Source organism: Sphingobium xenophagum NBRC 107872 (genome assembly GCF_000367345.1).
Classification (GTDB): Bacteria; Pseudomonadota; Alphaproteobacteria; order Sphingomonadales; family Sphingomonadaceae; genus Sphingobium; species Sphingobium xenophagum.
The window spans coordinates 52,987-77,030 of the sequence record NZ_BARE01000010.1; the positions used below are offsets into that span (position 1 = coordinate 52,987).

A 24,044-nucleotide genomic window follows, 5' to 3' on the forward strand; every position below is an offset into this window, starting at 1 on the left:
CGCTACGCTCAGGGCGGGGGCTTCGACAGGCTCAGCCCGAACGGATTTGGGGTTGGCCGGACATCAAAAGGACCAACCCGATGTCGTTGCATCTCTGGTGGCTATATGTGACCGCCGTGTTCCTGATCTCCGCCACGCCGGGGCCGAACATGCTGCATGTGATGACGCAGAGCATTGCCCATGGCCCGCGCCGAGCGCTGGCGACCATGGCGGGTCTGATGAGTGCGGTGCTGCTGTGCCTGATCGCGTCGGCGCTGGGGCTTGGGGCGTTGCTCAAGGCTTCGCCGCGCCTCTTCGACGTGCTGCGCTATGCCGGGGTCGCCTATCTGGTCTGGCTGGGGATCAAGGCATGGCGCGCGCCAGTCGGCCTTGCCGCCACCGCCGCGCCCGCACGGTCCCATCATGCGCTTTATGCGACCGGGCTTTTGACCGGATTGTCCAATCCCAAGCTGATCATCTTTGCGGCGGCCCTGTTTCCGCAGTTCATCGACACAGACCGTCCGTTCGGGGTGCAGCTGGCGATCCTGGTGGTCAGTTTCGTGGTGATCGAAAGCTTCTGGTACAGCATTTACGCGCTGGGCGGGGTCAAGCTGGCCCGCTGGCTGGAGCCGGTGAACCGCCAGCGCCTGTTCAACCGGGCGAGCGGCGTGATGTTCGTAGGCTTTGGCGGCGCATTGCTGGGCGCGCGGGCGTAAGCCCTTCTGTATCCAGCGTCATCCCCGCGAATGCGGGGACCCATCTCCGGCGGTGTGAATGAAGCGCGAGATCAGCCCATCGGTGTATATTCTGGCGAGCCGCAGGAACGGCACATTATATACCGGCGTGACGGTCGACCTTGTAAAGCGTCTCTATGAGCATCGAAACGGCTTGATCGACGGCTTCACCAAAGACTACGGCGTGAAACGTCTTGTTTGGTTCGAGCCGCATGACCGTTTGGAAAGTGCCATCCTACGTGAAAAGCGGATCAAGAAATGGAACAGGCAATGGAAGATCGGGCTGATAGAAGCGGAAAATCCCGATTGGGATGATCTGGCATTGGGCTTTGGCTTTGAGCCATTGCCCTCCCTACGCAGCGACTGACCGAAAGGTCGGGAGATGGGTTCCCGCTTTCGCGGGAATGACGAGATGGTGGTGACGAAGATTTATGACAGACATTAGCGCATTGAAAGCCGGGCTGATCGCCGACATTGATGCCGCAGACACGCTGGACGCGGTGGAAGCGCTCCGTGTGGGCGCGCTGGGCAAGAACGGGGTCGTGACCGGGCTGCTCAAGACGCTGGGGGCCATGTCGCCGGACGAGCGGCTGGAAAAGGGGCCGCCGATCCAGGATCTGCGCGAATCCGTGACCGCCGCGATCGTCGCGAAGAAGGCGGCGCTGGAGCAGGCGGCGCTGGATGCGCGTCTGGCGTCGGAAAAGATCGACATGACGCTGCCCGCCGATGTGGGGCCGCAAGGGTCGGTGCATCCGGTTTCGCAGGTGATGGACGAACTGGCGGAAATCTTCGCGGACCTGGGATTTTCGGTCGCGACCGGGCCGGAGATCGAGGACGACTGGCATAATTTCACCGCGCTCAACATTCCTGAGACGCATCCGGCGCGTGCGATGCACGACACATTCTACTTCCCCGACGAGGAAGGCCAGAAACGGATGCTGCTGCGCACCCATACATCGCCAGTGCAAATTCGCACGATGATGACGCAGGAGCCACCGATCCGCATCATCGCGCCCGGTCGTGTCTATCGCAGCGACAGCGATGCCACCCACACGCCGATGTTCCACCAGATCGAGGGGCTGGTGATCGACAAGGGGATCACGCTCGGCCATCTCAAATGGACGCTGGAGACCTTCCTGAAGGCCTTTTTCGAGCGCGAGGATATCGTGCTGCGGCTGCGCCCCAGCTATTTCCCCTTCACCGAACCCTCTGTCGAGGTCGATGTCGGCTATACGCTGGTGAATGGCCAGCGCGTGATTGGCGGCGACGGCGATGCAGCGGATGGCGGCTGGCTGGAGGTGCTGGGCAGCGGCATGGTGAACCGTCGCGTGATCGAGGCATGCGGACTGGACCCTGACGAGTGGCAGGGCTTTGCCTTTGGCACCGGGGTCGATCGCCTCGCCATGCTCAAATATGGGATGAACGACTTGCGTGCCTTCTTCGACGGCGACCTGCGCTGGCTCAAACATTATGGTTTTTCGGCGCTGGACGTACCCACGCTGAGCGGGGGAGTGGGCGCATGAAGTTCACACTGAGCTGGCTCAAGACGCATCTCAAGACCGATGCCGACCTGGCCACCATTCTCAAGACGCTCAACGCCATCGGGCTGGAGGTCGACGGTGTCGAAAATCCGGCAGAAAGGCTGGGTGGCTTCAAGATCGCGAAGGTCTTGACCGCCGATCGTCACCCGCAGGCCGACAAGTTGCAGGTTCTGACCGTCGATCATGGCGATGGCACACCCCTTCAGGTCGTGTGCGGCGCGCCCAATGCCCGCGCGGGTCTTGTCGGCGTGTTCGGGATCGAGGGTGCTGTCGTTCCCGCCAATGGCATGGTGCTGAAAAAGACCGCGATCCGGGGCGTCGAATCCAACGGGATGATGTGTTCGACCCGCGAGCTGGAGCTGGGTGACGATCATGACGGCATCATCGAACTGGATGCAGCCGCGCCGGTTGGGCAGGTCTATGCCGACTGGGCGGGCCTCAATGATCCGGTCATCGACGTGTCGATTACGCCCAACCGGCAGGATTGCATGGGCGTGCGCGGCATCGCGCGCGATCTGGCGGCGGCTGGGCTGGGCACGCTGAACGCCATCATCGTGCCGGATATTGCGGGCGTGGGGCCGGGTCCGGACGTGCGGACCGAGGATATGGAAGGCTGTCCGGCCTTTTTCGCGCGCACCGTGCGCGGCGTCACCAACGGCCAGTCGCCCGAATGGATGGCCAAGCGCCTGAAGGCGATCGGGCAGAAGCCGATCAGCACCCTGGTCGACATCACCAACTATATCATGATCGACCTGGGCCGACCTTTGCACGTCTATGATATGGCAAGCCTGAAAGGCGGCCTGGTCGCGCGCAAGGGCAAGGCGGGCGAGCAGGTGCTGGCGCTCAACGGCAAGACCTACACCGTCGATGAGACGATGACCGTCATCGCAGACGATGAAGCTGTCCATGACATTGGCGGCATCATGGGCGGCGAACATTCGGGCGCGCAGGACGGCACGACCGACGTGCTGATCGAATGCGCCTATTTCACGCCCGAACGGATCGCGATGACAGGCCAGAAGCTCAGCCTGACATCGGACGCGCGCGGACGGTTCGAGCGCGGCGTTGACCCGGCCTTTCTGGACGATGGCCTGTCGATCGCGACCAGCCTTGTGACGCATCTGTGCGGTGGTACGCCCAGCGAGGCGACTCATGCGGGCGCGCCGCCCGTGACGCCCAAGCTTGTGGATTACCGACCCGACCAGTGCCTGACGCTGGCGGGCGTCTATGTGGCGGCGGACGAACAGAAGCGCATCCTCGAAAGCCTGGGCTTTGTCGTAAGCGGGCAGGACAATCGCACCGATTATGAGGATGGCGTGCCGGTGACCGTGCCGGGCATCTGGTCGATCACAGTGCCGAGCTGGCGCCGCGACATTGATGGCTGGCCCGACATTGTCGAGGAAGTAGTGCGGATCGTCGGGCTGGAGCATGTGCCATCCACCCCGTTGCCGCGCATGCCGGGCGTCGCCCGCCCGACCGCGACGGCGGAGCAGCTGGTCGAGCGCCGCGTACGCCGTACGGCGGCGGCGCGCGGCCTTGCCGAGGCGATCAACTGGTCCTTCCTGTCGGAAAAGGAAGCCGCTACCGTGGGCGGGGGGCAGTGGACGCTGGCCAATCCGATCTCGGAAGATTTGAAGGTCATGCGCCCTTCGCTGCTACCGGGCCTGCTGTCGGCCAGTCGCCGCAACATGGATCGCGGCGCTGCGTCGGTGCGACTGTTCGAGCTGGGACGGCGCTATTTCAAACAGGGTGAGCGGGCGACCGTTGGATTCGTGCTGGCGGGCGAGAAGCAACCGCGCAGCTGGCAGGATGGCAAGGCCCAGCCCTTCACCGCCTATGACGCCAAGGCGGACGTCATGGCGCTGCTGGCTGCGGCGGGTGCGCCGGTCGCCAACCTCCAGAATTTCGGCGAGGCGTCTGCCGCCTATCATCCCGGTCAGTCAGGCACGCTGCGGCTTGGTCCCAAGGTGGTGCTGGCCGAATATGGCGTGCTGCATCCCGGCCTTGCCAAGCAATTCGGGTTGAGCGGCACGGTGGTCGCGGGTGAAATCTTCCTCGATGCGATACCGGGCAAGCGCAAGTCGGGCTTCATGCGCGCGCCCTATGCGCCACCCGCCTTGCAGGCGGTGAAGCGCGACTTCGCCTTTGTCGTGGCTGACTCGGTCGAGGCCGATGCGCTGGTTCGCGCCGTCAAGGGCGCGGACAAGAAGGCGATTGTGGACGTGCGCCTGTTCGACGTCTTTACCGGGCCGGGGGTCGACGAAGGCAGCAAGTCGCTCGCCATCGAAGTCACGCTCCAGCCGGGCGAGAAGAGCTTTACCCAGGAGGAGCTGGACGCGATCAGCGCGGCCATCGTCAAGGCGGCGCAGAAGCTGGGCGGGGTGCTGCGCGGATAGGATGGAGCGAGGGCGGGTTCAGCCCGCCTTCGCCCGCAGCGCGATCGCCATGCCAGCGACCGCCAGCATGGCGCCGCCAGCTGCCAGTCCGGTCCAGCGATAGCCCTCCAACAGGGTGGAGATCAGCATCGCGATCACCGGGATGAGGACGCTTGTATATGCCGCGCGCCCCGCGCCCATGCGCTGGATCAGGCGGAAATAGAGCGGGAAGGTAATGACCGACCCGACCAGGCCCAGCCAGGCGACGCCCAGCCAATAGCCCGTACGCCATTCGGCCACCGGCGGGCCGACCGTGGCAAGCGCATAGGCGGCGTCCACCGCCGCGCCGATCAGCATTGCCCAGGCCAGCACCGCGATCATCGGCAGGCGGCGGGCAATATCCATCCCCTGCATGACATTGGCGGCAGAAGCGCTGAGCAACCCGGCGAGTGCAAAGCCGACCCCCGCCAGCACGTCGCCCGGCGCTATGTCGGCGGCGTGATATTCATGGGTCAGCATCAGGATGATGCCGGTCGTCGCCACCACCGACCCGGCAATGAAGGTGCGGCTGACGGGCTGACGGAAAATCAGAAAGGCCAGGATGGAGTTGGGGATGAGCAGCATGGCGTAGATCACCGCGACGACGCCCGAAGTCAGGGTAAGTTCGGCGCGATAGACGAAGTTGAAATTGAGCACGAACTGCGCCGTGCCCAGCAACGCGGCAAAGGCCAGCCCCGCGCCGCCAATCCGCAAGGACACGCCGCGCATCCGGCAAAAAATGGTCATGGCGACCCCCGCCAGCGCGAAGCGGTAGCAGACCGACCAGCTGGGCGGCACGCTGCCAATCTGGTCGCGAATGACGATCCAGGTCGAACTCCAGATCAGCGTGACGAGCGCGAAGGGGACGAGTATGCCGCCTTTCGCAGTCGGTTCAGCCATGGTCGAGTGCCCGCAACGCGGCGGCGAGCGGCGCGACGCTGGCGGCGTCCTGCGACCAGTTGGTGACCAGCCGCGCGGCCCCTTCGCCCCAGTCGTAAAAGTCGAAACCCTGCGCCCGCAGCGCCGCTGCATCGGCGGCGGTGAGGCGGATGAACAGTTCATTCGCTTCGACGCGGTGGAGCAGGCGGGCGGGCACGGCCTGCGCCAGTGCCTGCGCCGCGGCATTGGCGGCACGGGCGTTGGCCAGCCACAGGTCGCCTTCGACCATCGCCAAAATCTGCGCGGCAAGATAGCGGCCCTTGGAGAATAGATGCCCCGACCGCTTGCGCCAGCGAGCGGCCTCGGCGGCGCGGGCATCTGCCTGCGGGCCGAAAAAGAGCAATGCCTCGCCGATCATCCCGCCATTCTTGACGCAGCCAAAGCTGAGCGCGTCGACGCCGGCGCGCCATGTCAGATCGGCGGGCGCGCAGCCCAGATGCGCCACCACATTGGCAAAACGCGCGCCATCCATATGGAAGCCCAGGCCGTGGGTGCGCGCGATGTCGCCCAGCGCTGCGACCTCGTCGGGCGTGTAGGCGCGGCCATATTCGGTGGCGTTGGTGATGCTGATCGCGCGGGCTGGCACCTGATGCACGTCCGGGCGGATCGCCGCGAGCCGCGCGCTGACCATGTCGGGATGAAGTTTCGCGCCCTCGCCAGGCAAAGCCATGAGGCTCGCGCCATGGGTGAAGAATCCGGGCGCGCCGCATTCGTCGACGACGATATGCGCTTCCTCATGACAGATCACGCCGCCATAGGGCGGGCAGAGCGTCGCCAGCGCAATGCTGTTGGCGGCCGTGCCGGTCGCGATCCACAGCGCCCGGACGCGCGTGTCGAACAGGGCCGAGAAAGCGTCATCCAGCCGGGCGCTCCACTGGTCGCCATCATAGCCATGATCGGCCAGATCGGCAGCGGCTATCGCCGCCATCACCTGCGGGCATAGCGGGGTCGCATTGTCGGAAAAAAAGTGCATGGCCAAGCGATAGCGGGCGGACAGGGGAGCGCCAAGAGGCCAGCATGGCAATACTGGCCTGATGGGTCAGTATAGTTGACGTTGTTTCGCGCGTCTATTTGTGACATAGGCTCGCCCTCCAACCCAAGGAGACAGACTATGGACGTCGAGCAGACATCCCGCTTCACCGTCACGCCAAGCCCCAAGGCTTTGTCGGCGGACGAGCGTGAGCAATTGCTGGCGGACCCCGGTTTCGGGCGTATTTTTACCGATCATATGGTGACGATCCGCTACACCGAAGGGCAGGGCTGGCACAGCCATGCCATCGGTCCGCGTGAGCCGTTCCAGATCGACCCGGCCTGTGCCGTGCTGCACTATGCGCAGGAAATCTTTGAAGGGATGAAGGCATATCGGCTAGCGGATGGCAGCATCGCCATGTTCCGCCCGGAGGAAAACGCCCGTCGCTTTGCCGAATCGGCCGATCGCATGGCGATGCCTGCGTTGCCGCAGGAGGTTTTTCTCGAAGCGGTCGAGGCGCTGGTCAAGATCGACGCCGACTGGATTCCGGACGGCGAAGGCAGCCTCTATCTGCGCCCCTTCCTGTTCGCGAGCGAGAATTTCCTGGGCGTTCGCCCGTCCAACGACTATATTTTCTGCGTCATCGCATCGCCCGCCGGTGCCTATTTCAAGGGCGGCAAGAAGGCCGTGACCCTGTGGGTATCGGAACATTACACCCGCGCTGCGCGGGGCGGCACGGGTGCGGCCAAATGCGGCGGCAACTATGCCGCATCGCTGATCGCGCAGAAGGAAGCGATCGGCCATGGCTGCGATCAGGTCGTGTTCCTGGACGCAGCGGAGCATAAGTGGGTCGAGGAACTGGGCGGCATGAACGTCTTTTTCGTCATGGATGACGGATCGATCGTCACCCCCCCGCTCGGCGGCACCATCCTGCCCGGCATCACCCGCAATTCGATCATCACCCTGGCCCGCGCCAAGGGGCATGACGTGCGCGAAGAACCCTACAGCTTTGCTCAGTGGCGCGCCGATGCGGCCAGCGGCAAGCTGCGCGAGGCATTTGCCTGCGGCACGGCGGCGGTCGTCACGGCGATCGGCACGGTCAAGAGCGTGGATGGCGATTTCACCATCGGCAATGGCGATGGTGGCATCGTCACCGAAACCCTGCGGGCGGAACTGACCGGCATCCAGCGCGGAACTGTCGCCGATCCGGCGGGCTGGGTACGGATGGTTTGATATCTGGACGCATAGTGCTCCCGCGCTGGCGGGAGCACTATGCTATTTGGTTCAGGTCGCTTCCCAATCGCCCCCCAAGCGCCTAGATAGCGGGTCATGGAACGCTTCGACGTCGTGATATTGGGTGGGGGCCTTGTCGGCCTGACCCTTGGCATCGCCCTTTCCGGCCATGGCGTGCGCTGTGCCGTGATCGACCCTGCCGATCCGGTGGACACGACCGCCAGCGGCTTTGACGGCCGCGTATCGGCAATCAGTTCGACCAGTTTTGCGATGCTGTCGGCGATCGGCGTCGCGCCGTTTCTGGAAGGGAAGGGCTGCCCGATCGACCGGATCTGGGTCAGCGACGGGCTGGAGCCGGGGGCGCTCGATTTCGTGCCGGATGCCGACGATGGCGTGATGGGGACGATGATCCCCAATCGCGACCTGCGCATTGCGCTGGCGCAGGCAGCGGCCGATGCCGTCCATCTCACCCGCTTCCAGCCCGACCGCGCCATCCATGTCGACCGGAACGCCGATGGCGTGACGCTGACGTTGGCGAGCGGGGCCATGATTCGGGGCGCGCTGCTGGTGGCGGCGGAGGGGCGCAACAGTCCGACGCGCGAGGCTGCGGGCATCCGCACCACGCGCTGGCAATATAAACATACCGCCATGGTCACGGCGATCGACCATGAAGTGCCGCACGCCAACACGGCCTATGAGATTTTCTATGTCGGCGGCCCGTTCGCGCTGCTGCCGATGCTGCCTGGTACGCGATCGGCGATCGTGTGGACCGTACCCACGCAGCAGGCGCCCGCCATGCTCAAACTGTCCGAGCGTGCCTGGCTGGCCGAAGCGCAGAAGCGGATCGGCGGCTTTCTGGGCGAAATCCGTCTGGCAGGGCCGCGTTCCTCCTATCCTTTGGGCTTCCACCACGCCGCGCGCATTACCGATACGCGGCTGGCGCTGGTCGGCGACAGCGCCCATGCCATTCACCCGATTGCGGGGCAGGGGCTGAACCTGGGCTTCCGTGATGTCGCCGCGCTGGTGGAGGTGCTGGTGGAGGGCAAGAGGCTGGGGCTTGATCCGGGCGACGCGCAATTGCTGGCGCGCTACCAGCGCTGGCGGAGCCTGGATTCGCTGTCGGTCAGCGTGGCGATGGACGGGCTGGTACGGCTGTTCGATGTGCCGGGGCGCTTGCCTGCCTTGGCGCGGCGCGCGGGACTGTCCGCGGTGCAGCGGACGTCGCTGCTCAAGGGGCGCTTCATGGCAGAAGCGCGCGGTCAATCAGGCGCGCTGCCACGGTTGCTGACGGGCGAGATGGTCTAGTCGTTCGTTTGGCATGCCCTGTGCCGGTGGCAGGGCCGGATCATCAGGCCGTTCATCCAGCAATCGTAACCGTCACATCATCCGCCGCAGCACATTGTCCTTCAGCACGACATGATGGCGCAGCGCGGCGGCGATATGGACGATGATCAGCGCTGCCCAGGCAAAACCCATCACCTCATGCCCCTCACGGGACAGACCGACGATCGCGTCGCCCTTGGTCACCGCCAATTTCGGCACGTCGAACAGGAAGAACCAGTTGAGCGGCCGCGTACCCGCCGATGTCATGATCCAGCCGGTCAGCGGGACCAGGATCATGAAGGCGTAAAAGACGCCATGGGTGGCGTGCGCCGCCGCCTTTTCCCAACCCGGCATCGCGCTGGGGAGCGATGGCGGGCGGTGGCCGACGCGCCAGGCCAGTCGCACCAGCGTGAGCGCCAGCACCGTGAGGCCGATCGACTTGTGAACCGGCATCACCGCCCAATCCTTGGGCAGGGCGTCATGCCCGATGCCAAGGACCAGATTGACGATGATCAGGACCGCCAGAATCCAGTGCAGGGCGCGGGCGACGGATGTATAGCGGTCCATGGCAACTCCTTGGGCGGGCGCGTCAACCCTGCCGGTTTGCGACGAGATTGTCGACCACCGACGGATCAGCCAACGTGCTGGTATCCCCAAGCGCCTGCGCCGACACTTCGCCCTCTGCAATCTTGCGCAGGATGCGGCGCATGATCTTGCCCGACCGGGTTTTGGGCAGGCCTGGCGCGAACTGGATGGCATCCGGTGTGGCGATCGGGCCGATTTCGGATCGGACCCATTTGATCAGCGTCTTGCGCAGCTCGTCGCTCGGCTCGTCATGCGCGTTGAGCGTCACATAGGCGTAGATGCCCTGGCCCTTGATATCATGGGGGAAGCCGACGACGGCGGCTTCGGCAACGCTTTCATGCAGGACCAGTGCGCTTTCAACCTCTGCGGTGCCCATGCGGTGGCCCGACACGTTGATGACGTCGTCCACCCGGCCAGTGATCCAGTAATAGCCGTCCGCGTCCCGCCTCGCGCCATCGCCGGTCGTATATTTGCCGGGGAAGGTGGTGAAATAGGTCTGGAAGAAGCGATCATGATCGCCCCACACGGTGCGCATCTGACCCGGCCAGCTTTGCGCGATGACGAGATTGCCTTCGGTCGCGCCCTCCAGCACATGGCCTTCGGCATCGACGATCTGCGGTACCACGCCGGGCATCGGCAGGGTGGCGGAGCCAGGCTTCAGGTCGGTGGCGCCGGGCGTCGGCGCGATCATCGCCGCGCCCGTTTCCGTCTGCCACCATGTGTCGATGATCGGGCAGCGCCCTTCGCCGACAATGCTGTGATACCAGCGCCAGGCTTCCGGGTTGATCGGCTCGCCCACGGTGCCCAGCAGCCGGAGTGATTTGCGGCTGGTCGAATGGACGAATTCGTCGCCTTCCTTCATCAGCGCGCGCAGCGCCGTGGGGGCGGTGAAGATGGTCTGGACCTGATGCCGGTCGACCACTTCCCAGATGCGCGCTGGCGTCGGATAGTTGGGTACGCCTTCATATATGAGCGTGGTGGCGCCGTTAGCCAGCGGGCCATAGACGATATAGCTGTGGCCGGTGACCCAGCCGATGTCGGCCGCGCACCAGTAAATGTCGCCGGGCCGATAGTCGAAACAGAGTTCGTGCGTCAGGCTCGCCCAGAGCAGATAGCCGCCGGTCGTGTGCAGCACGCCCTTGGGCTTGCCGGTCGATCCCGACGTATAGAGGATGAACAGCGGGTCTTCGGCATTCATCGGTTCGGGCGGGCAATCGGGCGAGACGTTCGCGGCTTCCTCATGCAGCCAAAGGTCGCGACCGGGCGTCATGGCCACAGCGCCGCCGGTGGCCTGCACGACCACCACTTTCTTCACACTGGGGCAATCCTTCAGCGCGGCATCGACATTGGCCTTGAGCGGCACCGTCTTGCCCGCGCGACGACCCTCGTCAGCGGTCACGACCAGGCTGGAATCGCAATCGATGATGCGCCCGGCCAGCGCTTCGGGGGAAAATCCGCCGAACACGACGCTGTGAACCGCGCCGATCCGGGCGCAGGCGAGCAGGGCGAAGGCGGCTTCGGGGATCATCGGCAGATAGAGGGTGATGCGGTCGCCCTTCCTGGCGCCAGCGGCTTTGAGCACATTGGCCAGGCGGCACACCTGTTCATGCACCTGCGCATAGCTGTAGCGGCGCGGCTCCGCATCGGGCGAATCGGGTTCCCAGACGATCGCGGTCTGATCGCCGCGCGTCGCCAGATGGCGGTCGATGCAGTTGGCGCTGACGTTCAGCACGCCGTCGGCGAACCATTTGACGCCGAAGTCGGCCTCGGCAAAGCTGCTTTCATTGGCGCGGGTGGGCGGCGTGATCCAGTCGAGCCGCTGCGCCCGTTCCAGCCAATAGGCGTCGGCATCGTCAATCGAGCGGGCATAATCGGCAGCGCGCGCGGCCTTGTCCATCAGCGCATTCTTGGCCCAATCTTCCGGCACCGGGAAAAAATCATCAGACATCGGGCACCCCTTCCGTAGCGAAACCGTTGTTTGGATGGCCTTCTATCGTCCTGACACGAGGATTGGAAGCGCTGTTCATGCCGTTTATCATCATCCTTTTGGTCGATATGACCGGAGCGCCAGATCGACCGTCTTTCATTTTGCCGCTTTCCCCGGCGCTCCGGCACGCCTAACAGGAATCGCCTATGTGGCTTCTCTATCAATTTCCGCTCTGCCCTTTCTCTCGCAAGGTCCGCCTGCTGCTGGGGGAGAAGGGTGTCGGCTATGATCTGGTACGCGAATCGCCCTGGGAGATGCGCGACGAATTTCTCGATCGGAACCCGGCCGGAACGACGCCGGTGCTGATTGACGAGGCCAAGGGCATCACCCTGATCGACAGCCAGGCGATCTGCGAATATTTCGAGGAAACGGTGGAGAAGTTCCCGCTCATCTCCGGCTCGGCTGCTGGCCGGGCGGAAGTGCGGCGGCTGACCGCCTTTTTCGACCAGAATTTCTATGGCGACGTGGTCGGCCCGCTGCTGCACGAGCGGATGAAGAAAAGGCTGATCGAACGCGCCCCGCCCGACGCGCGCATCCTGCGCGAGGCCATGAAGCGGGCGAATGTCCATCTGGATTATATGGACTATCTGCTCGACCATCGCAGCTGGATGGGGGGCGGTACGCTCAGCCTGGCGGACATTGCGGCGGCGGCGCACCTGTCGGTCGCGGATTATCTGGGCGGCATCGACTGGCAGGGCCATGAGCCGGTGCGGCGCTGGTATGCAGGGTTCAAATCGCGCCCGTCCTTCCGGCCGCTCCTGTCCGAAAGGATGGAGGTGATTACGCCCCCACCCCATTATGAAAAGCCGGATTTCTAAGAAACGCCGAACGCGCCCCCTTTCAGTCCGTCTCCGCCGCCATATAGACCCGGTTGCGGCCATGTTCCTTGGCCAGATAGAGCGCGCGGTCCGCGGCCTTCAGGGCGCTGCGCGGGTCTTCATAGGCCAGCACGTTGGCAACGCCGGCGGAAAAGCTGACACGTTCCATCCGTTCGCCATTGGTGCGGTTGACCAGGCTGCGGGTGGACAGATCCTCCCGCACGGCATCGACGGCCTCGCATGCTTCGGCAGCGGTCTTGCCGCGGAACAGCATGACGAACTCCTCGCCGCCATGGCGGGCGACATGACAATGGTCGTTGGAAACTTTGGCCAGCAGACCAGCGACGAATTTCAGCACCCGATCGCCTGTTTCATGGCCATGCGTGTCGTTGACATGCTTGAAATGGTCGATGTCGCAAAAGGCGACGGACAGCGTCTCGCCATTGTCCTGCGCCAGCTTCACTTCCTCCCGCAGCACGCCTTCAAAGGCGCGGCGGTTGGGCAGGCCGGTCAGATGATCATGTTCGGCGGCGCGGCGGGCATTTTCCAGGCTGGATTTGAGCGCCTGCGTCTGCTTCTGATTTTCGCGCAGCTGGGTTTCGACCAGTCGCGTCTTTTCCACCATCGACCGGGTCAGCCCGACAAGGCGCGCCAGCACGGGTTCGGCATCACCGCCCTCGGCCAGGCCCTTGGCCTGCTCCTGCAATGCGGCGCCATAATCCTTGGCCGAATTGCGCGATTCGTGCATCAGGCCGGTAAACTGGGTCAGATTTTCCTCGACCTTGTCCAGCATCGTGGCGAGCGAATCAGGTGTGACTTCATCCGGGTTCTGACTGGCCGCGACCGATTCGATCCAGCCGTTGGTAATCTTGCCGCGCTCCATCAGCACTGCCTTGATCGCCTTTTCCACGCCGATATTCGCGCCGGTCAGATAATCGAGCGCCACGCTGAAATTGATGGGCGTCAGGTCCAGATCATGGGCGAACAGGAAGTCGCCAATCTCTTCATAAAGGCGGCGGCGGCGCGTCACTTCGCGGTTCGCAGCGGACCCCGCGCGGGGGCGCTGATCTTCCGCGCCACCCTCGTCGTCATCGGCCTTGCCCGACAGGCCTTTCGCCCATCGCGCCAAGCGGTCGGTCAGCCCATGTTGCGGGCTAGCGGAAGGTGAAGTTGCCCCGTTCATGAGGGCTATAACGGCGGTCGCGGATTAAGGTTAAGAGCCAGGACAGATAAAAATTCGCTCGGCGTCCCGTCAGATATCGGCGGCGATCAACCAGTCGCGGAAGATGCGCACGGCGCGGGTCTGAAGCGCGCGGGGGCGACAGACGAAATAATAGCGATAGGGGCTTTCGACGCGGATCGGAAACAGGCGGACCAGCCGGTTGTCGGCGGCTTCCTTGAAATGGCTGGCGTGCATGAAGGCGACGCCAAGCCCCTGTGCTGCCGCTTCCAGCATCAACTGTCCTGAATCATAATTGTCCGTCGCCAGCGGTTGCAGGTCGGGCAGGCCGACCGCTTCCTTCCAGGCATCGAACGCCAACGGCATGTCGCGGTGGAGCAGCACGGTATGCTGCGCCAGTTCCCCCGGCGACGTCAGCGCATGGGGCGATTCGAGCAGAGATCGCGCGCCGATGACATAGACTTCGTCATGATCCAGTTCATGCGCATAGAGCGCGGCGTCGATATCCTTGGCCAGCACGATCGCCGCGTCCAGCCCTTCACCCAGCCGGGCGACGGCATGGGGCGTGGTTTCGATGTCGATGTGTAATTGCGGGTGCAGCGCGCGCAGCGCGCCCAGATGGGGAAACAGCCTTTGGGTTGCGAACAGGGGCATGACCGCCAGTCGCAGCCGCAACTGGTTGCCGCCGCTCTGGATATTTTCCAGCGCCTGCGCGAGGGAATCGAGGGCTGGCGCGATATCGTCCAGCAGCCTCTGCCCCTCGGCGTTGATTTCCAGTGCCTGATGCTTGCGGTCGAACAGGGGGCGGCCGATGAAGCGCTCCAGCGCCTGAACGCGGCGGCTGAGCGCTGGAGTCGAGAGCGCGAGTTCTTCCGCCGCAGCCTTGACCGAGCCAAGGCGCGCAACCTGAACAAAGGCCTCCAGGGCCGTAAGGGGCGGCAATCTGCGCATCTGTCTTCACTAATCCGAAGCCGGTGCGCTGCGTCGCATCATGTCTTTTTGTCGATCGCAGCGACAGCCGGTTTCAAGCATCCTGTCCACACTCAGCAGGAAAATCTCCAAAATGGCAAGATGCATTTTCTGCAACTCCCCTTTTCTTTTCGCACTTGCAATAAATTCTGCCGCGGTGCACATAGGGAGTGCCTTTCAGGCATCCTCTCCTAAAACTTTCCGGGCTGGCCTTTGGGCCGGCCCTTTTTTTGTGCGCAGGGCTTCGCCTCCTGCCCCTTTTCCTTGGCCGCGTCGTTTCCTATTTCGTGATTGAGCGAAAAGGAGGGGCCCGCAATGGCGGAAGATGACGTGACGGGACGGCGGATTCAGGTTGCCAATGCGCGGCCCGAAGATGCCGGACGCGGGCTGGCGCGGCTGCCACTGGCGGTTATGGCGCAGCTGAGCCTGGCTGAAGGCGATGTGATCGAGATCATTGGCAAGCGATCGACCGCTGCGCGGGTAGTGCGCCCCTATAAGGAAGATGAAGGGCTGGACGTGCTGCGCCTGGACGGGTTGCAGCGGGCCAATGCCGGTGTCGGCTCCGGCGATTTCGTCCATATCGACAAGTTGGAGTCCCGCGCAGCCCAGCGTGTCGTGTTCGCGCCTGCACAAAATAATCTGCGGCTTCAGGGGCATCCCGAAGCGTTGAAGCGGGTTTTCTTTCAGCGTCCCCTGACCGCAGGCGATGTCGTCGCGACGGCGGGGCAGCAGCAGGTGCCACCTGGCGACATGCCGCCCCAGTTGCGGCAGATGCTGGCCGCACCGGCTTACGCCCTGCAGGAAATCCGGCTCGTCGTCGTATCGACCATACCCAAGGGCATAGTTCATATCGACGCGGAGACCGAGGTTGAGCTGCGCCCGGAATATGAGGAACCCAAGGAAGCGCGCCGTGCTGACGTCACCTATGACGATGTGGGCGGCATGGCCGATACGATCGACCAGTTGCGCGAAATGGTCGAATTGCCGTTGCGCTATCCCGAACTGTTCCAGCGTCTGGGCGTCGATCCGCCGCGCGGGGTGATGCTCCATGGCCCGCCGGGTACGGGCAAGACCCGGCTGGCGCGCGCGGTCGCCAATGAATCGGAAGCCGAATTCTTCCTGATCAACGGGCCGGAAATCGTCGGGTCTGCCTATGGCGAATCGGAAAAGCAGCTGCGCGAGGTTTTCGAGGCGGCGTCGAAGGCTGCGCCGTCGATCCTGTTCATCGACGAGATTGATTCGATCGCGCCGAAACGGGGGCAAGTGACCGGCGAGACCGAAAAGCGGCTGGTCGCGCAACTCCTGACGCTGATGGACGGGCTGGAGGCACGCACCAATCTGGTCGTGATCGCGGCGACCAACCGTCCCGAAGCGATTGACGAGGCGTTGCGGCGTCCCGGCCGGTTCGACCGGGAAATCGTCGTCGGCGTGCCCGACGAGCGTGGGCGGCGCGAGATATTGGGCATCCATACGCGCGGGATGCCGCTGGGCGACACGGTCGACCTGTCGGAACTGGCACGTATGACCTACGGCTTCGTCGGCGCGGATCTGGCCGCGCTAACTCGCGAGGCGGCGATCGAGACGGTGCGGCGGTTCATGCCGCGCCTCAATCTGGAGGACGGCACGATCCCGCCTGACGTGCTGGAGGAATTGTCGGTCACCCGCGACGATTTCATGGCCGCGATCAAGCGCGTCCAGCCATCGGCCATGCGCGAAGTGATGGTGCAGGCGCCCAATATCGGCTGGTCGGACATTGGCGGGCTGGATGACGCGCAGATGCGGCTGAAGGAAGGGGTGGAACTGCCGCTGAAAGACCCCGATGCCTTCCGCCGCATCGGCATTCGTCCGGCCAAGGGCTTCCTTCTCTACGGCCCGCCCGGCACGGGCAAGACCCTGCTGGCCAAGGCTGTGGCGCGGGAAGCGCAGGCCAATTTCATCGCCACCAAATCGAGCGACCTTCTGTCCAAATGGTATGGCGAGAGCGAGCAGCAGATTGCCCGGCTGTTTGCCCGCGCACGGCAGGTGGCGCCGACCGTCATCTTCATTGACGAGCTGGACAGCCTGGTCCCCGCGCGCGGCAATGGCATGGGCGAACCGCAAGTGACCGAGCGGGTGGTCAATACCATCCTGGCCGAAATGGACGGGCTGGAAGAATTGCAGTCGGTGGTGGTCATCGGCGCGACCAACCGGCCCACGCTGGTTGATCCGGCGCTGCTGCGGCCGGGGCGATTCGACGAACTCATCTATGTACCGGTCCCCGATCGGGCGGGCCGTCAGCGCATCCTGTCGATCCATACCGGCAAGATGCCGCTGGGCGATGATGTCGATCTGGCTTCACTGGCGGCACGGACCGAACGCTTCACTGGCGCTGATCTGGAGGATCTGGCGCGACGGGCCGGCCTGTTCGCGCTGCGCCAGTCCCTGTCGGTCGACAAGGTGACGATGGCCCATTTCGAAGCGGCGCTGGAGGAGACACGCGCATCGGTGACGCCGGAAATGGAGCATGAATATGAAAAGATCCAGGCGACACTGAAGCAGAAGGCGTTGCAGGTCGACCCGATCGGCTTCGTTTCCCCCGGCATGTTGCGAGGGGCGAGTTGAAGGGACAAGCAGGCGGCGAGGGAAACCATATGCCGCCTGCGCGTTCCTTGTCATGTAAATGCAAAGCGGCTTGCCAGTCGCACTGATATTTGCGACGCCCGACCACGATCATAGACAGACGGATAGTGATGGCCTCCATTCCCTTGAAAAAGAAAAATATTCCGGGCGGCAAACCAGGTGCTGGCCGGTTTCTCCAGCAATGGGGCATGTTTTTCCGCCAGTTCGTCAGGCATCCCGGCATGATCGGATCGATCATTCCTTCCTCTGCTACGCTGGTGGACCGGATGCTGGATCAGGTCGATTGGCACAATATGCGGCTGTTCGTCGAATATGGACCGGGGGTAGGCACCTTCACGCAGGCGATACTTGATCGGTTGCACCCCGATGCGACCTTGTTGGCGATTGATCTCAATCTGGATTTCGTCGCCTATCTGGAGGCGCAGTTCGACGATCCGAGGCTGAAGGTCGTGCATGGGTCGGCTGCCGACGTGCGGCGCTTTATCCGGCAAGCGGGTCATGTCCAGGCGGACTATATATTGTCCGGCATCCCCTTTTCGACATTGCCCGACACGGTGGGCGCGTCCATCTGCGCTGAAACACGCACCGCATTGCGGCCGGGCGGCGCTTTTCTGGTCTATCAATATTCACGCTATGTCCGCCGTCTGCTCGACCCGTTGTTCGCGCATGTCCGTGAAGGACGGGAGTGGCGCAATATTCCGCCTTGCTGGATGTTCTGCGCCATGCGCGAAGAAGCATTGGCGCAAGCGGCTTGATCTGGGTTAATCCACAACAGTAACGCCCAGAATCACTTGCCCCTTTTTCCTTACGTATATTTGACTTAAACCAAATATTGCGTATCGGATGCCTGCTTGACTGTGGGGGTTATGGGGGATGGCGTCACGCGCCACGAATGGGGATGAATGGGCAGACCTGTTTCTGTCCGCCGCGCTGGACCCGGAAAACTGGGACAGGGCGATCAGGGCAATGGCCGCCGCGACCGGGTCGCGTCATGGCCAACTGATCGGCTTTGGTCCCGGCGCCAGCAGTTTCAACTGGATCAGCGACATTGATGACAGCATCGTCGCCAAGACCGCGACGATCGACCAGTCCCGACCTGACCTGAATTATCGCGTCGCGGCTGACGCTTTGCGCGACAGTCCGACCATCGTCCACGAAGCGCAATATGATGTGGCGCGCCAGTCGCTGCGCGCGGACGACTATCTCGACCTTTGCGCCGATTTCGACATTTTCAATGGCTGCCAGACCCGCCTTCTGGCGGGACGGGATGGGATGATCGGGCTGGCGTTGCTGCGCGACAGCAAGGATGGGCGCACAACCCAGGAGCAGCGCGACCTGTTCGGCGCCATCGCCCCGCACGTCCGTACGGCCGTGTTGCTTCAGCGCGCGATCGAGCAGCAGGGATTTGCGCTGTTGTCCGGCACGTTCGAGGCGATGGACCGCGCCTGCTGGCTGCTCGATGCGACCGGGCGGGTTGGGGGCATGACCCCGCGCGCCGACGCGCTGCTGGCGACCAGCCGCATTCGCGTCCGCGATGGCTGGCTGGCGAGCGAACGGCCCGATGAAAGCCGCGCCATCGCCCGCGCGGTTCGCGCCGTGATAGACCCGCCTGGCCGCGCTGCCGATCCGGTCGCGCTGCGCGATGATAGCGGGGGCGTGGGCATCATGCTGGAATGCTACCCCTTGCCCAGGCGACCCTGGGCACTGCCGTTCGCGCCGCGCGCCATCATGATCGCGCGGGTTGGCGCGCCGACGGACCGGCACGTCCAGCTGTTGATGCGGACATTCGGCCTGACCCCGGCAGAAGCCGACATCGCCATCCGGCTGGCGGCGGGCCAGTCCCGCGCCGACATCGCGGCGGCGCGCGGGGTATCGGCCGAGACGTTGAAGGTGCAACTGCGCAGCATCTACGACAAGACCGGATGCCGCCGGGAGTCGCAACTTGTGCGGATCGTCGGCCTGATCAGCCATTGACGCTATCCCTTTCGGCGCGCCTGCACTGTCCGAAGGGATGAGAACCTAAGTCTAATTTTCCTGTCGGTTCGGACCCGCCACTCTCCTGCTTCGGCCGGGGGGAAACCGGCGTCATGAACGGGAGGATGATATGAAAGGGACGTTGCGCCTGATGAGCGCGGCGGGAGCGCTGCTGCTCGCCGCCACCGCTGCACCGGCCATGGCCGGCACCACGGCCGATCTGCTCAAGCGCCTGCATGAAAAGGGCATCCTGACCGATGAGGAATATCAGGAGCTGCTGAAGGGCCAGAGCGCAGAGGCCGCGCAAGCGCCGCCAGTCACTCCGGATGCGTCGGGCGGCAAGCCGCTGGTCCGCATGGCCGACAGCGGTGTGGGGCTGCAAATGGGCGATGTCACGCTCAAATTCTCCGGTTCGGTCAATGGCTTTTACGTCCATGACAATGGCGAGGCACCCAATGCGACCAACACGGTCGTCGGCGGCGTGGCGACGGTGGGCGGCAACAGCTCGGCGATCCGCAATGGCCTGCTGCCCGGCTTCCTGAAGGTCGAGGCGATGACGACGCAGGGCGGCTGGGACGTCGGCGCGCATTTCGGCATGTATCCCGGCATCAACTCGGTCAATTATGCCGCGGGCGGCGGGGCCAACAGCCCCGGCAATCCCCGCGCGCTCCAGACCGCCGGGATCGACTTTCGCCAGACCTATCTGACCTTTGGTCGGGCCGGTTTTGGTGAAGTGAAGATCGGCCGCGACATCGGCCTGTTCGGGTCCGAAGCGATCCTGAACGACATCACCCTGCTGTCATCGGGCACGCCGGCAGGCAATGTCGCCCCGTCCAACACGACGCTGGGACGGATCGGCACTGGCTATATCTACACCGATTTCCAGCCGCAGATCACCTATACCACGCCCAATTTCAACGGCTTCACCGCCAGTGTCGGCATTTTCGAGCCCTTGTCCTCGCTCACAGGCCCGGCGGAATCGAACAAGCAGCCCGGCTTCCAGGCGAAGTTCGTCTATGACGGCAAGCTGGGCGATGTTGCGACGCGGCTGTGGCTGTCGGGGATCAGCCAAAAGCATAATGTGATTGCGGGTCCGGACTATACCGGCTGGGGCTGGGACGCGGGTGCCAAGGTCACGTTCGGGCCGGTCACGCTGGTCGGCACCTATTATGATGCGTCGGGCCTGGGCACGACCGCGCTCAACCTGTTCGACACCGATGGCCTTGGCAACCGGCGCGACAGCCATGGCTTCTATCTGCAGGGGCTGGCGACGTTCGGCAAGATCTCGGTTGGCGGCAGCTATGGTGAAAGCCATCTCGATTATGCCAATGCCGCCGATGCACTGGCCAATCCGCTGCTCGTGGACAAGAATGGCAGCTGGGTCGGGCAAGTGCGTTACGGCCTCAACAGCTGGGTGACGCTGCTGGGCGAATATGTTCACACGACGTCGAAAGCGCATAATGGCAATGAGGCCAGTTCCGACGCGCTGGCGGCAGGGGCGATCCTGTTCTTCTGACCGGCTGATCGACCCAAGGAACAATGTCACGGGGCGGGGACTGCATCCTAGAAAGGGTGCGGTCCCTTTCCGTTTGCAAAAATGCTGAAAAATCAGGACAGGGGCGCCGAGGGGATTGTCATGAAAACCACCATTCTGCCCGCCTTGCTCTTGTCCATTCCTACAGGCGCGCTGGCGCAGGCGCCGGACGATGCGGGGGACACGCCGTCGATCATAGTTACTGGCACGGGCCTGTCGTTGCCGCCCGGCACCCCGGCCTATGGGTCTGTGGTGATCGACCGCGCCCGGTTGCAGGACAGCGCGTCGGGCCGGATCGAAAGCGTGCTGGGCGATGTCGCTGGTTTCCAGCAGTTCCGCCGGTCCGACAGCCGGTCCGCCAATCCTTCGGCGCAAGGCGCGACCCTGCGTGCGCTGGGCGGCAATGCGTCCAGCCGGACGTTGCTGCTGCTGGACGGCGTACCGATGGCCGATCCCTTCTTCGGCTATATTCCGTTCAACGCGCTGGTGCCTGATCGGCTGTCGGTCGTGCGGGTGACGCGCGGCGGGGGTATCGGCGCATTTGGTGCAGGGGCGGTCGCGGGCACGATCGAACTGGCGAGCGCCACGCGCGATCAACTGCCGACCTTTGCCGCGAGCGCCTTTTATGGCAGCCGCGATTCGACCGAATTGTCCGCCAGCCTGACGCCGGATCTTGGCAGCGGCTATGTGTCGCTGTCCGGGCGGTGGGACAAGGGAGACGGGTTCCAGACCACACCCAAGGGACAGCGCGTCGCCGCGACCGTGCCCGCCGCCTATGACGGATGGTCCACCAACATCCGCGCGGTCGCGCCTGTCTCCGCGAACGCCGAACTGCAATTTCGCGCAACCCTGTTCGAAGATAACCGCACGCTGCGTTTCGCCGGCGCGGACAGTATGAGCCAGGGGCAGGACGCCAGCATCCGCTATATCAATCGCGGGCCGTGGCAGGTCGATGCGCTGGCCTACATACAGGCGCGCAATTTTTCCAACATCGTCATGTCGTCCTCGACCTTCCGGAAGTCGCTAGACCAGCGCAACACGCCTTCGACCGGCCTTGGCGGCAAGATCGAACTGCGACCGCCCGTCGGTGGCAACCATCTGCTGCGCGTCGGGGTCGACACCCGCTTCGCCACCGGCGACATGTTCGAGGACGCCTTCAACGCGAATATCGCCAGCAACCCCGCGACATTCCGCCGCCATGCCGGAGGTAAGGCACTGACCAGCGGTATTTTTGTCGAGGATGACTGGACGATTGGCAAGCTGGTCCTGACCGGCGGGGTACGGGCCGATCGCTGGTCGATCCGCAACGGCTTTTACCGGCAGGTCAGTGCGACGACCGGGGCAGTCACCAACAGCGCCTTTGCCGACCGGTCCGACTGGGAAATGTCGGGCAGGGTCGGCGCGCTCTACCGGATGACCGAGGCGATCGCGTTGCGCGGCGCGGCCTATAGCGGCTTCCGCTTGCCGACGCTGAATGAACTCTACCGTCCGTTCGTGGTCTTTCCGATCACGACGCAGGCCAATGCCGCGCTAACCCCGGAAAAGCTGAAGGGGGCGGAAGCAGGCATCGACCTTACGCCCGCACCGGGCGTCACCCTGTCGGCCACCGCCTTCTATAACCGGCTGGACGACGCCATCGCCAATGTCACCATCAATGCGACCACCCGCCAGCGTCGCAATGTCGATCGTATCGTGGCGAAGGGGATCGAACTGACGGCGGCAGCGGCGCTGGGGGACATGCGCCTTTCCGCCTCCTACGCCTATAGCCACAGCAGTGTGCGTGCGCCCGGTGAACCCTTTGATGGCCTGACCCCGGCGCAAAGCCCCCGCCATGCCGCCAGCGCGACCATTGCCTATAGTCCGGCGCAGGGACCGACCCTGTCGACCACGCTGCGCTATGTCGCCAAACAATATGAGGATGACCTGCAAAGCGACGTGCTGCCTGACGCGCTGACACTCGATGCCATCGCACGGCTGCCGGTCGGCCATGGCGTGACGCTGGTGGCGCGGGGCGAAAATCTGTTCGACGAGAAGGTCGTGACCCGCAATGCGGGCGGGTCCATGGACCTGGGCACGCCGCGCACGCTGTGGATCGGCATCAGTTTCGCCAACTGACAAGCCGGTCTTGCGGCAATCATGCCTGATCTTGCCTGCGTCGGCAGACCGGCTATGGCTGTGTCATGACAGAGCAGGGCAATTGGGCGATCGGGGCCGACGTCACGATCGCGGACGTGGCCGACCGGGCGCAGGTATCCATTCGCACGGTCTCCCGCGTGATCAACGGATCGCCCAAGGTCAATGCGGAAACCCGCGCGAAGATAGTGGACGCGATCGCGGCGCTGGGTTTCCGCCCCAGCGCGCGTGCGCGGGGACTGGCGACCGGACGCTCCTATCTGATCGGCATGATCCATAATGACGGGAATGTGCTGGTACTGGGCGACGTGCATCGCTGCGTCGCGAACGAAGCGACCGCACAAGGCTGTGAAGTCATTGCCCACGCAACCCTGACGGGTCAGGACGGTTCGGTCGAGGATGTGCTCGATTTCGTGCGGCGGTCCCGCGTCGATGGCGTCGTCATTCTGGCGCCGGTCTCCGGTGTGCCGGGCCTGGCTGACGCCCTTCGGACCCTGGGCATCCCGGCGGTGGCGCTTTCATCGGTCCGCCTGCCCGGATTCGACGCCATGCTGGTATCGGGCGAACGCCATGCGGCCGTGCGCGTGGCCGAACATATCGTGGCGCTAGGCCATAGGCGCGTGGCGCATGTGTCGGGACCACCCGCAATGCTTTCGGCGCAAGAGCGACGCGCGGGTTTCCTGTCCGCCTTGGCGGCTGCGGGCGTGGCGTTGGTGGGCGAGGAGGCAGGCGATTACAGCTTTGAGTCAGGCGTGGCGGCGGCGGAGCGGTTGCTGTCGATCGACCCGATGCCGACCGCGATCTTTGCCGCCAATGACATCATGGCCGCTGGCGTGATCAAGGTGGCCGCCTCGCGCCGTCTGGTGGTGCCGCGCGACCTGACGGTCATAGGATTTGATGGCAGCCTGTTGGCCAGGATGATCGTCCCGGCGCTGACGACGGTGCAGCGGCCCATGGGGGAGATGGCGCAGATGGCCGCCCGCTGCCTGTTCGATATCATCGCCAAACGGCCTGTCGACACGCTGATCGAGGTCGACCTGCCGCTGCTGATCGCGGAATCGAGCGCGCCGCCGCCCGCCTGACGGCAAATTCACGTTGATGTCCGGGGGAGA

19 protein-coding genes are annotated in these 24,044 nt (G+C 64.1%); 13 read left to right on the forward strand and 6 right to left on the reverse strand.

Annotated elements, in window-relative coordinates; translation table 11 throughout:
• Positions 1 to 80: 80 nt before the first annotated feature.
• The 4 genes from SX1_RS05665 to pheT all read left to right on the forward strand — a co-directional run bounded on the left by SX1_RS05665 (position 81) and on the right by pheT (position 4,650).
• Entirely contained in the window at positions 81 to 695 is a 615-nt protein-coding gene (locus tag SX1_RS05665) for a LysE family translocator (RefSeq protein ID WP_017184256.1), read from the forward strand.
• A 58-nt stretch (positions 696 to 753) separates the two neighbouring features.
• The gene (locus SX1_RS05670) at positions 754 to 1,080 is read left to right on the forward strand and encodes a GIY-YIG nuclease family protein (RefSeq protein ID WP_019052278.1); all 327 of its coding nucleotides are present in this window, start codon (positions 754 to 756) and stop codon (positions 1,078 to 1,080) included.
• 64 nt (positions 1,081 to 1,144) lie between these two features.
• Positions 1,145 to 2,236 carry a phenylalanine--tRNA ligase subunit alpha gene (gene pheS, locus SX1_RS05675; protein ID WP_019052279.1) on the forward strand — a complete coding sequence of 364 codons (1,092 nt, stop codon included), beginning with the start codon at positions 1,145 to 1,147 and terminating at the stop codon, positions 2,234 to 2,236.
• Positions 2,233 to 4,650, forward strand: a complete 2,418-nt coding sequence (gene pheT, locus SX1_RS05680) for a phenylalanine--tRNA ligase subunit beta (protein ID WP_019052280.1) — start codon at positions 2,233 to 2,235, stop codon at positions 4,648 to 4,650. Before pheS ends, pheT begins: the two co-directional genes overlap by 4 nt.
• Positions 4,651 to 4,668: 18 nt before the next feature.
• On the opposite strand, the gene SX1_RS05685 is transcribed toward pheT, so the two are convergent.
• Both SX1_RS05685 and SX1_RS05690 read right to left on the reverse strand, forming a co-directional pair.
• Positions 4,669 to 5,568, reverse strand: coding sequence for a DMT family transporter (locus SX1_RS05685; RefSeq protein WP_019052281.1), 900 nt, complete (start codon positions 5,566 to 5,568; stop codon positions 4,669 to 4,671).
• Entirely contained in the window at positions 5,561 to 6,580 is a 1,020-nt protein-coding gene (locus tag SX1_RS05690; RefSeq protein WP_019052282.1) for a threonine aldolase family protein, read from the reverse strand. Before SX1_RS05690 ends, SX1_RS05685 begins: the two co-directional genes overlap by 8 nt.
• 138 nt (positions 6,581 to 6,718) lie before the next feature.
• On the opposite strand from SX1_RS05690, the gene SX1_RS05695 reads away from it, so the two are divergent.
• Positions 6,719 to 7,810, forward strand: coding sequence for a branched-chain amino acid aminotransferase (locus SX1_RS05695; protein ID WP_019052283.1), 1,092 nt, complete (start codon positions 6,719 to 6,721; stop codon positions 7,808 to 7,810).
• Between the two features lie 96 nt (positions 7,811 to 7,906).
• Positions 7,907 to 9,115 carry an FAD-dependent monooxygenase gene (locus tag SX1_RS05700; protein ID WP_019052284.1) on the forward strand — a complete coding sequence of 403 codons (1,209 nt, stop codon included), beginning with the start codon at positions 7,907 to 7,909 and terminating at the stop codon, positions 9,113 to 9,115.
• Positions 9,116 to 9,187: 72 nt separating this feature from the next.
• Here the strand turns inward: SX1_RS05700 and SX1_RS05705 are convergent, their stop codons facing one another.
• Together SX1_RS05705 and acs are read right to left on the reverse strand one after the other, a co-directional pair.
• Positions 9,188 to 9,700: a cytochrome b gene (locus SX1_RS05705; RefSeq protein WP_019052285.1), complete on the reverse strand. Its 513-nt coding sequence runs from the start codon at positions 9,698 to 9,700 to the stop codon at positions 9,188 to 9,190.
• A 22-nt stretch (positions 9,701 to 9,722) separates the two neighbouring features.
• Positions 9,723 to 11,666, reverse strand: a complete 1,944-nt coding sequence (gene acs / locus SX1_RS05710) for an acetate--CoA ligase (RefSeq protein WP_019052286.1) — start codon at positions 11,664 to 11,666, stop codon at positions 9,723 to 9,725.
• A 185-nt stretch (positions 11,667 to 11,851) separates the two neighbouring features.
• On the opposite strand from acs, the gene SX1_RS05715 reads away from it, so the two are divergent.
• Positions 11,852 to 12,523, forward strand: coding sequence for a glutathione S-transferase family protein (locus tag SX1_RS05715; RefSeq protein ID WP_017184265.1), 672 nt, complete (start codon positions 11,852 to 11,854; stop codon positions 12,521 to 12,523).
• A gap of 22 nt (positions 12,524 to 12,545) precedes the next feature.
• Here the strand turns inward: SX1_RS05715 and SX1_RS05720 are convergent, their stop codons facing one another.
• Both SX1_RS05720 and SX1_RS05725 read right to left on the reverse strand, forming a co-directional pair.
• Positions 12,546 to 13,706, reverse strand: coding sequence for a GGDEF domain-containing protein (locus SX1_RS05720; protein ID WP_026149539.1), 1,161 nt, complete (start codon positions 13,704 to 13,706; stop codon positions 12,546 to 12,548).
• A gap of 69 nt (positions 13,707 to 13,775) precedes the next feature.
• Positions 13,776 to 14,654 (reverse strand): LysR substrate-binding domain-containing protein, encoded by an 879-nt coding sequence (locus SX1_RS05725; protein WP_017184267.1) that lies wholly within the window; start codon positions 14,652 to 14,654, stop codon positions 13,776 to 13,778.
• Positions 14,655 to 14,987: 333 nt separating this feature from the next.
• Here SX1_RS05725 and SX1_RS05735 point away from each other — a divergent pair, with 333 nt between their 5' ends.
• The 6 genes from SX1_RS05735 (at position 14,988) to SX1_RS05760 (ending at position 24,014) form a co-directional block, all read left to right on the forward strand.
• On the forward strand, positions 14,988 to 17,273 hold the full coding sequence (locus tag SX1_RS05735) for a CDC48 family AAA ATPase (protein WP_019052289.1): 2,286 nt from the start codon (positions 14,988 to 14,990) through the stop codon (positions 17,271 to 17,273).
• A 128-nt stretch (positions 17,274 to 17,401) separates the two neighbouring features.
• On the forward strand, positions 17,402 to 18,046 hold the full coding sequence (locus tag SX1_RS05740) for a class I SAM-dependent methyltransferase (protein ID WP_019052290.1): 645 nt from the start codon (positions 17,402 to 17,404) through the stop codon (positions 18,044 to 18,046).
• 118 nt (positions 18,047 to 18,164) lie between these two features.
• Positions 18,165 to 19,265, forward strand: coding sequence for a helix-turn-helix transcriptional regulator (locus SX1_RS05745; RefSeq protein ID WP_019052291.1), 1,101 nt, complete (start codon positions 18,165 to 18,167; stop codon positions 19,263 to 19,265).
• Positions 19,266 to 19,395: 130 nt separating this feature from the next.
• Complete coding sequence (locus SX1_RS05750; RefSeq protein WP_019052292.1) at positions 19,396 to 20,781, forward strand: porin; 1,386 nt, start codon at positions 19,396 to 19,398, stop codon at positions 20,779 to 20,781.
• Between the two features lie 120 nt (positions 20,782 to 20,901).
• Positions 20,902 to 22,914: a TonB-dependent receptor plug domain-containing protein gene (locus SX1_RS05755; protein WP_026149540.1), complete on the forward strand. Its 2,013-nt coding sequence runs from the start codon at positions 20,902 to 20,904 to the stop codon at positions 22,912 to 22,914.
• Between the two features lie 65 nt (positions 22,915 to 22,979).
• A complete protein-coding gene (locus tag SX1_RS05760) occupies positions 22,980 to 24,014 on the forward strand; it encodes a LacI family DNA-binding transcriptional regulator (RefSeq protein ID WP_019052294.1) in 1,035 nt (344 codons plus the stop codon).
• The last annotated feature ends 30 nt before the right edge of the window (positions 24,015 to 24,044 follow it).

What these genes read in the sequence shown, in the direction of transcription:
- SX1_RS05740 (WP_019052290.1), top strand. Translation starts at nt 17,402, where the DNA reads ATGGCCTCCATTCCCTTGAAAAAGAAAAATATTCCGGGCGGCAAACCA.
- SX1_RS05725 (WP_017184267.1), bottom strand. Translation starts at nt 14,654, where the DNA reads ATGCGCAGATTGCCGCCCCTTACGGCCCTGGAGGCCTTTGTTCAGGTT.
- SX1_RS05685 (WP_019052281.1), bottom strand. Translation starts at nt 5,568, where the DNA reads ATGGCTGAACCGACTGCGAAAGGCGGCATACTCGTCCCCTTCGCGCTC.
- SX1_RS05720 (WP_026149539.1), bottom strand. Translation starts at nt 13,706, where the DNA reads ATGAACGGGGCAACTTCACCTTCCGCTAGCCCGCAACATGGGCTGACC.
- pheS (WP_019052279.1), top strand. Translation starts at nt 1,145, where the DNA reads ATGACAGACATTAGCGCATTGAAAGCCGGGCTGATCGCCGACATTGAT.
- SX1_RS05695 (WP_019052283.1), top strand. Translation starts at nt 6,719, where the DNA reads ATGGACGTCGAGCAGACATCCCGCTTCACCGTCACGCCAAGCCCCAAG.
- SX1_RS05745 (WP_019052291.1), top strand. Translation starts at nt 18,165, where the DNA reads ATGGCGTCACGCGCCACGAATGGGGATGAATGGGCAGACCTGTTTCTG.
- SX1_RS05690 (WP_019052282.1), bottom strand. Translation starts at nt 6,580, where the DNA reads ATGCACTTTTTTTCCGACAATGCGACCCCGCTATGCCCGCAGGTGATG.
- SX1_RS05760 (WP_019052294.1), top strand. Translation starts at nt 22,980, where the DNA reads ATGACAGAGCAGGGCAATTGGGCGATCGGGGCCGACGTCACGATCGCG.
- SX1_RS05700 (WP_019052284.1), top strand. Translation starts at nt 7,907, where the DNA reads ATGGAACGCTTCGACGTCGTGATATTGGGTGGGGGCCTTGTCGGCCTG.
- SX1_RS05715 (WP_017184265.1), top strand. Translation starts at nt 11,852, where the DNA reads ATGTGGCTTCTCTATCAATTTCCGCTCTGCCCTTTCTCTCGCAAGGTC.
- SX1_RS05750 (WP_019052292.1), top strand. Translation starts at nt 19,396, where the DNA reads ATGAAAGGGACGTTGCGCCTGATGAGCGCGGCGGGAGCGCTGCTGCTC.
- SX1_RS05670 (WP_019052278.1), top strand. Translation starts at nt 754, where the DNA reads ATGAAGCGCGAGATCAGCCCATCGGTGTATATTCTGGCGAGCCGCAGG.
- SX1_RS05735 (WP_019052289.1), top strand. Translation starts at nt 14,988, where the DNA reads ATGGCGGAAGATGACGTGACGGGACGGCGGATTCAGGTTGCCAATGCG.
- pheT (WP_019052280.1), top strand. Translation starts at nt 2,233, where the DNA reads ATGAAGTTCACACTGAGCTGGCTCAAGACGCATCTCAAGACCGATGCC.
- SX1_RS05665 (WP_017184256.1), top strand. Translation starts at nt 81, where the DNA reads ATGTCGTTGCATCTCTGGTGGCTATATGTGACCGCCGTGTTCCTGATC.
- SX1_RS05705 (WP_019052285.1), bottom strand. Translation starts at nt 9,700, where the DNA reads ATGGACCGCTATACATCCGTCGCCCGCGCCCTGCACTGGATTCTGGCG.
- SX1_RS05755 (WP_026149540.1), top strand. Translation starts at nt 20,902, where the DNA reads ATGAAAACCACCATTCTGCCCGCCTTGCTCTTGTCCATTCCTACAGGC.
- acs (WP_019052286.1), bottom strand. Translation starts at nt 11,666, where the DNA reads ATGTCTGATGATTTTTTCCCGGTGCCGGAAGATTGGGCCAAGAATGCG.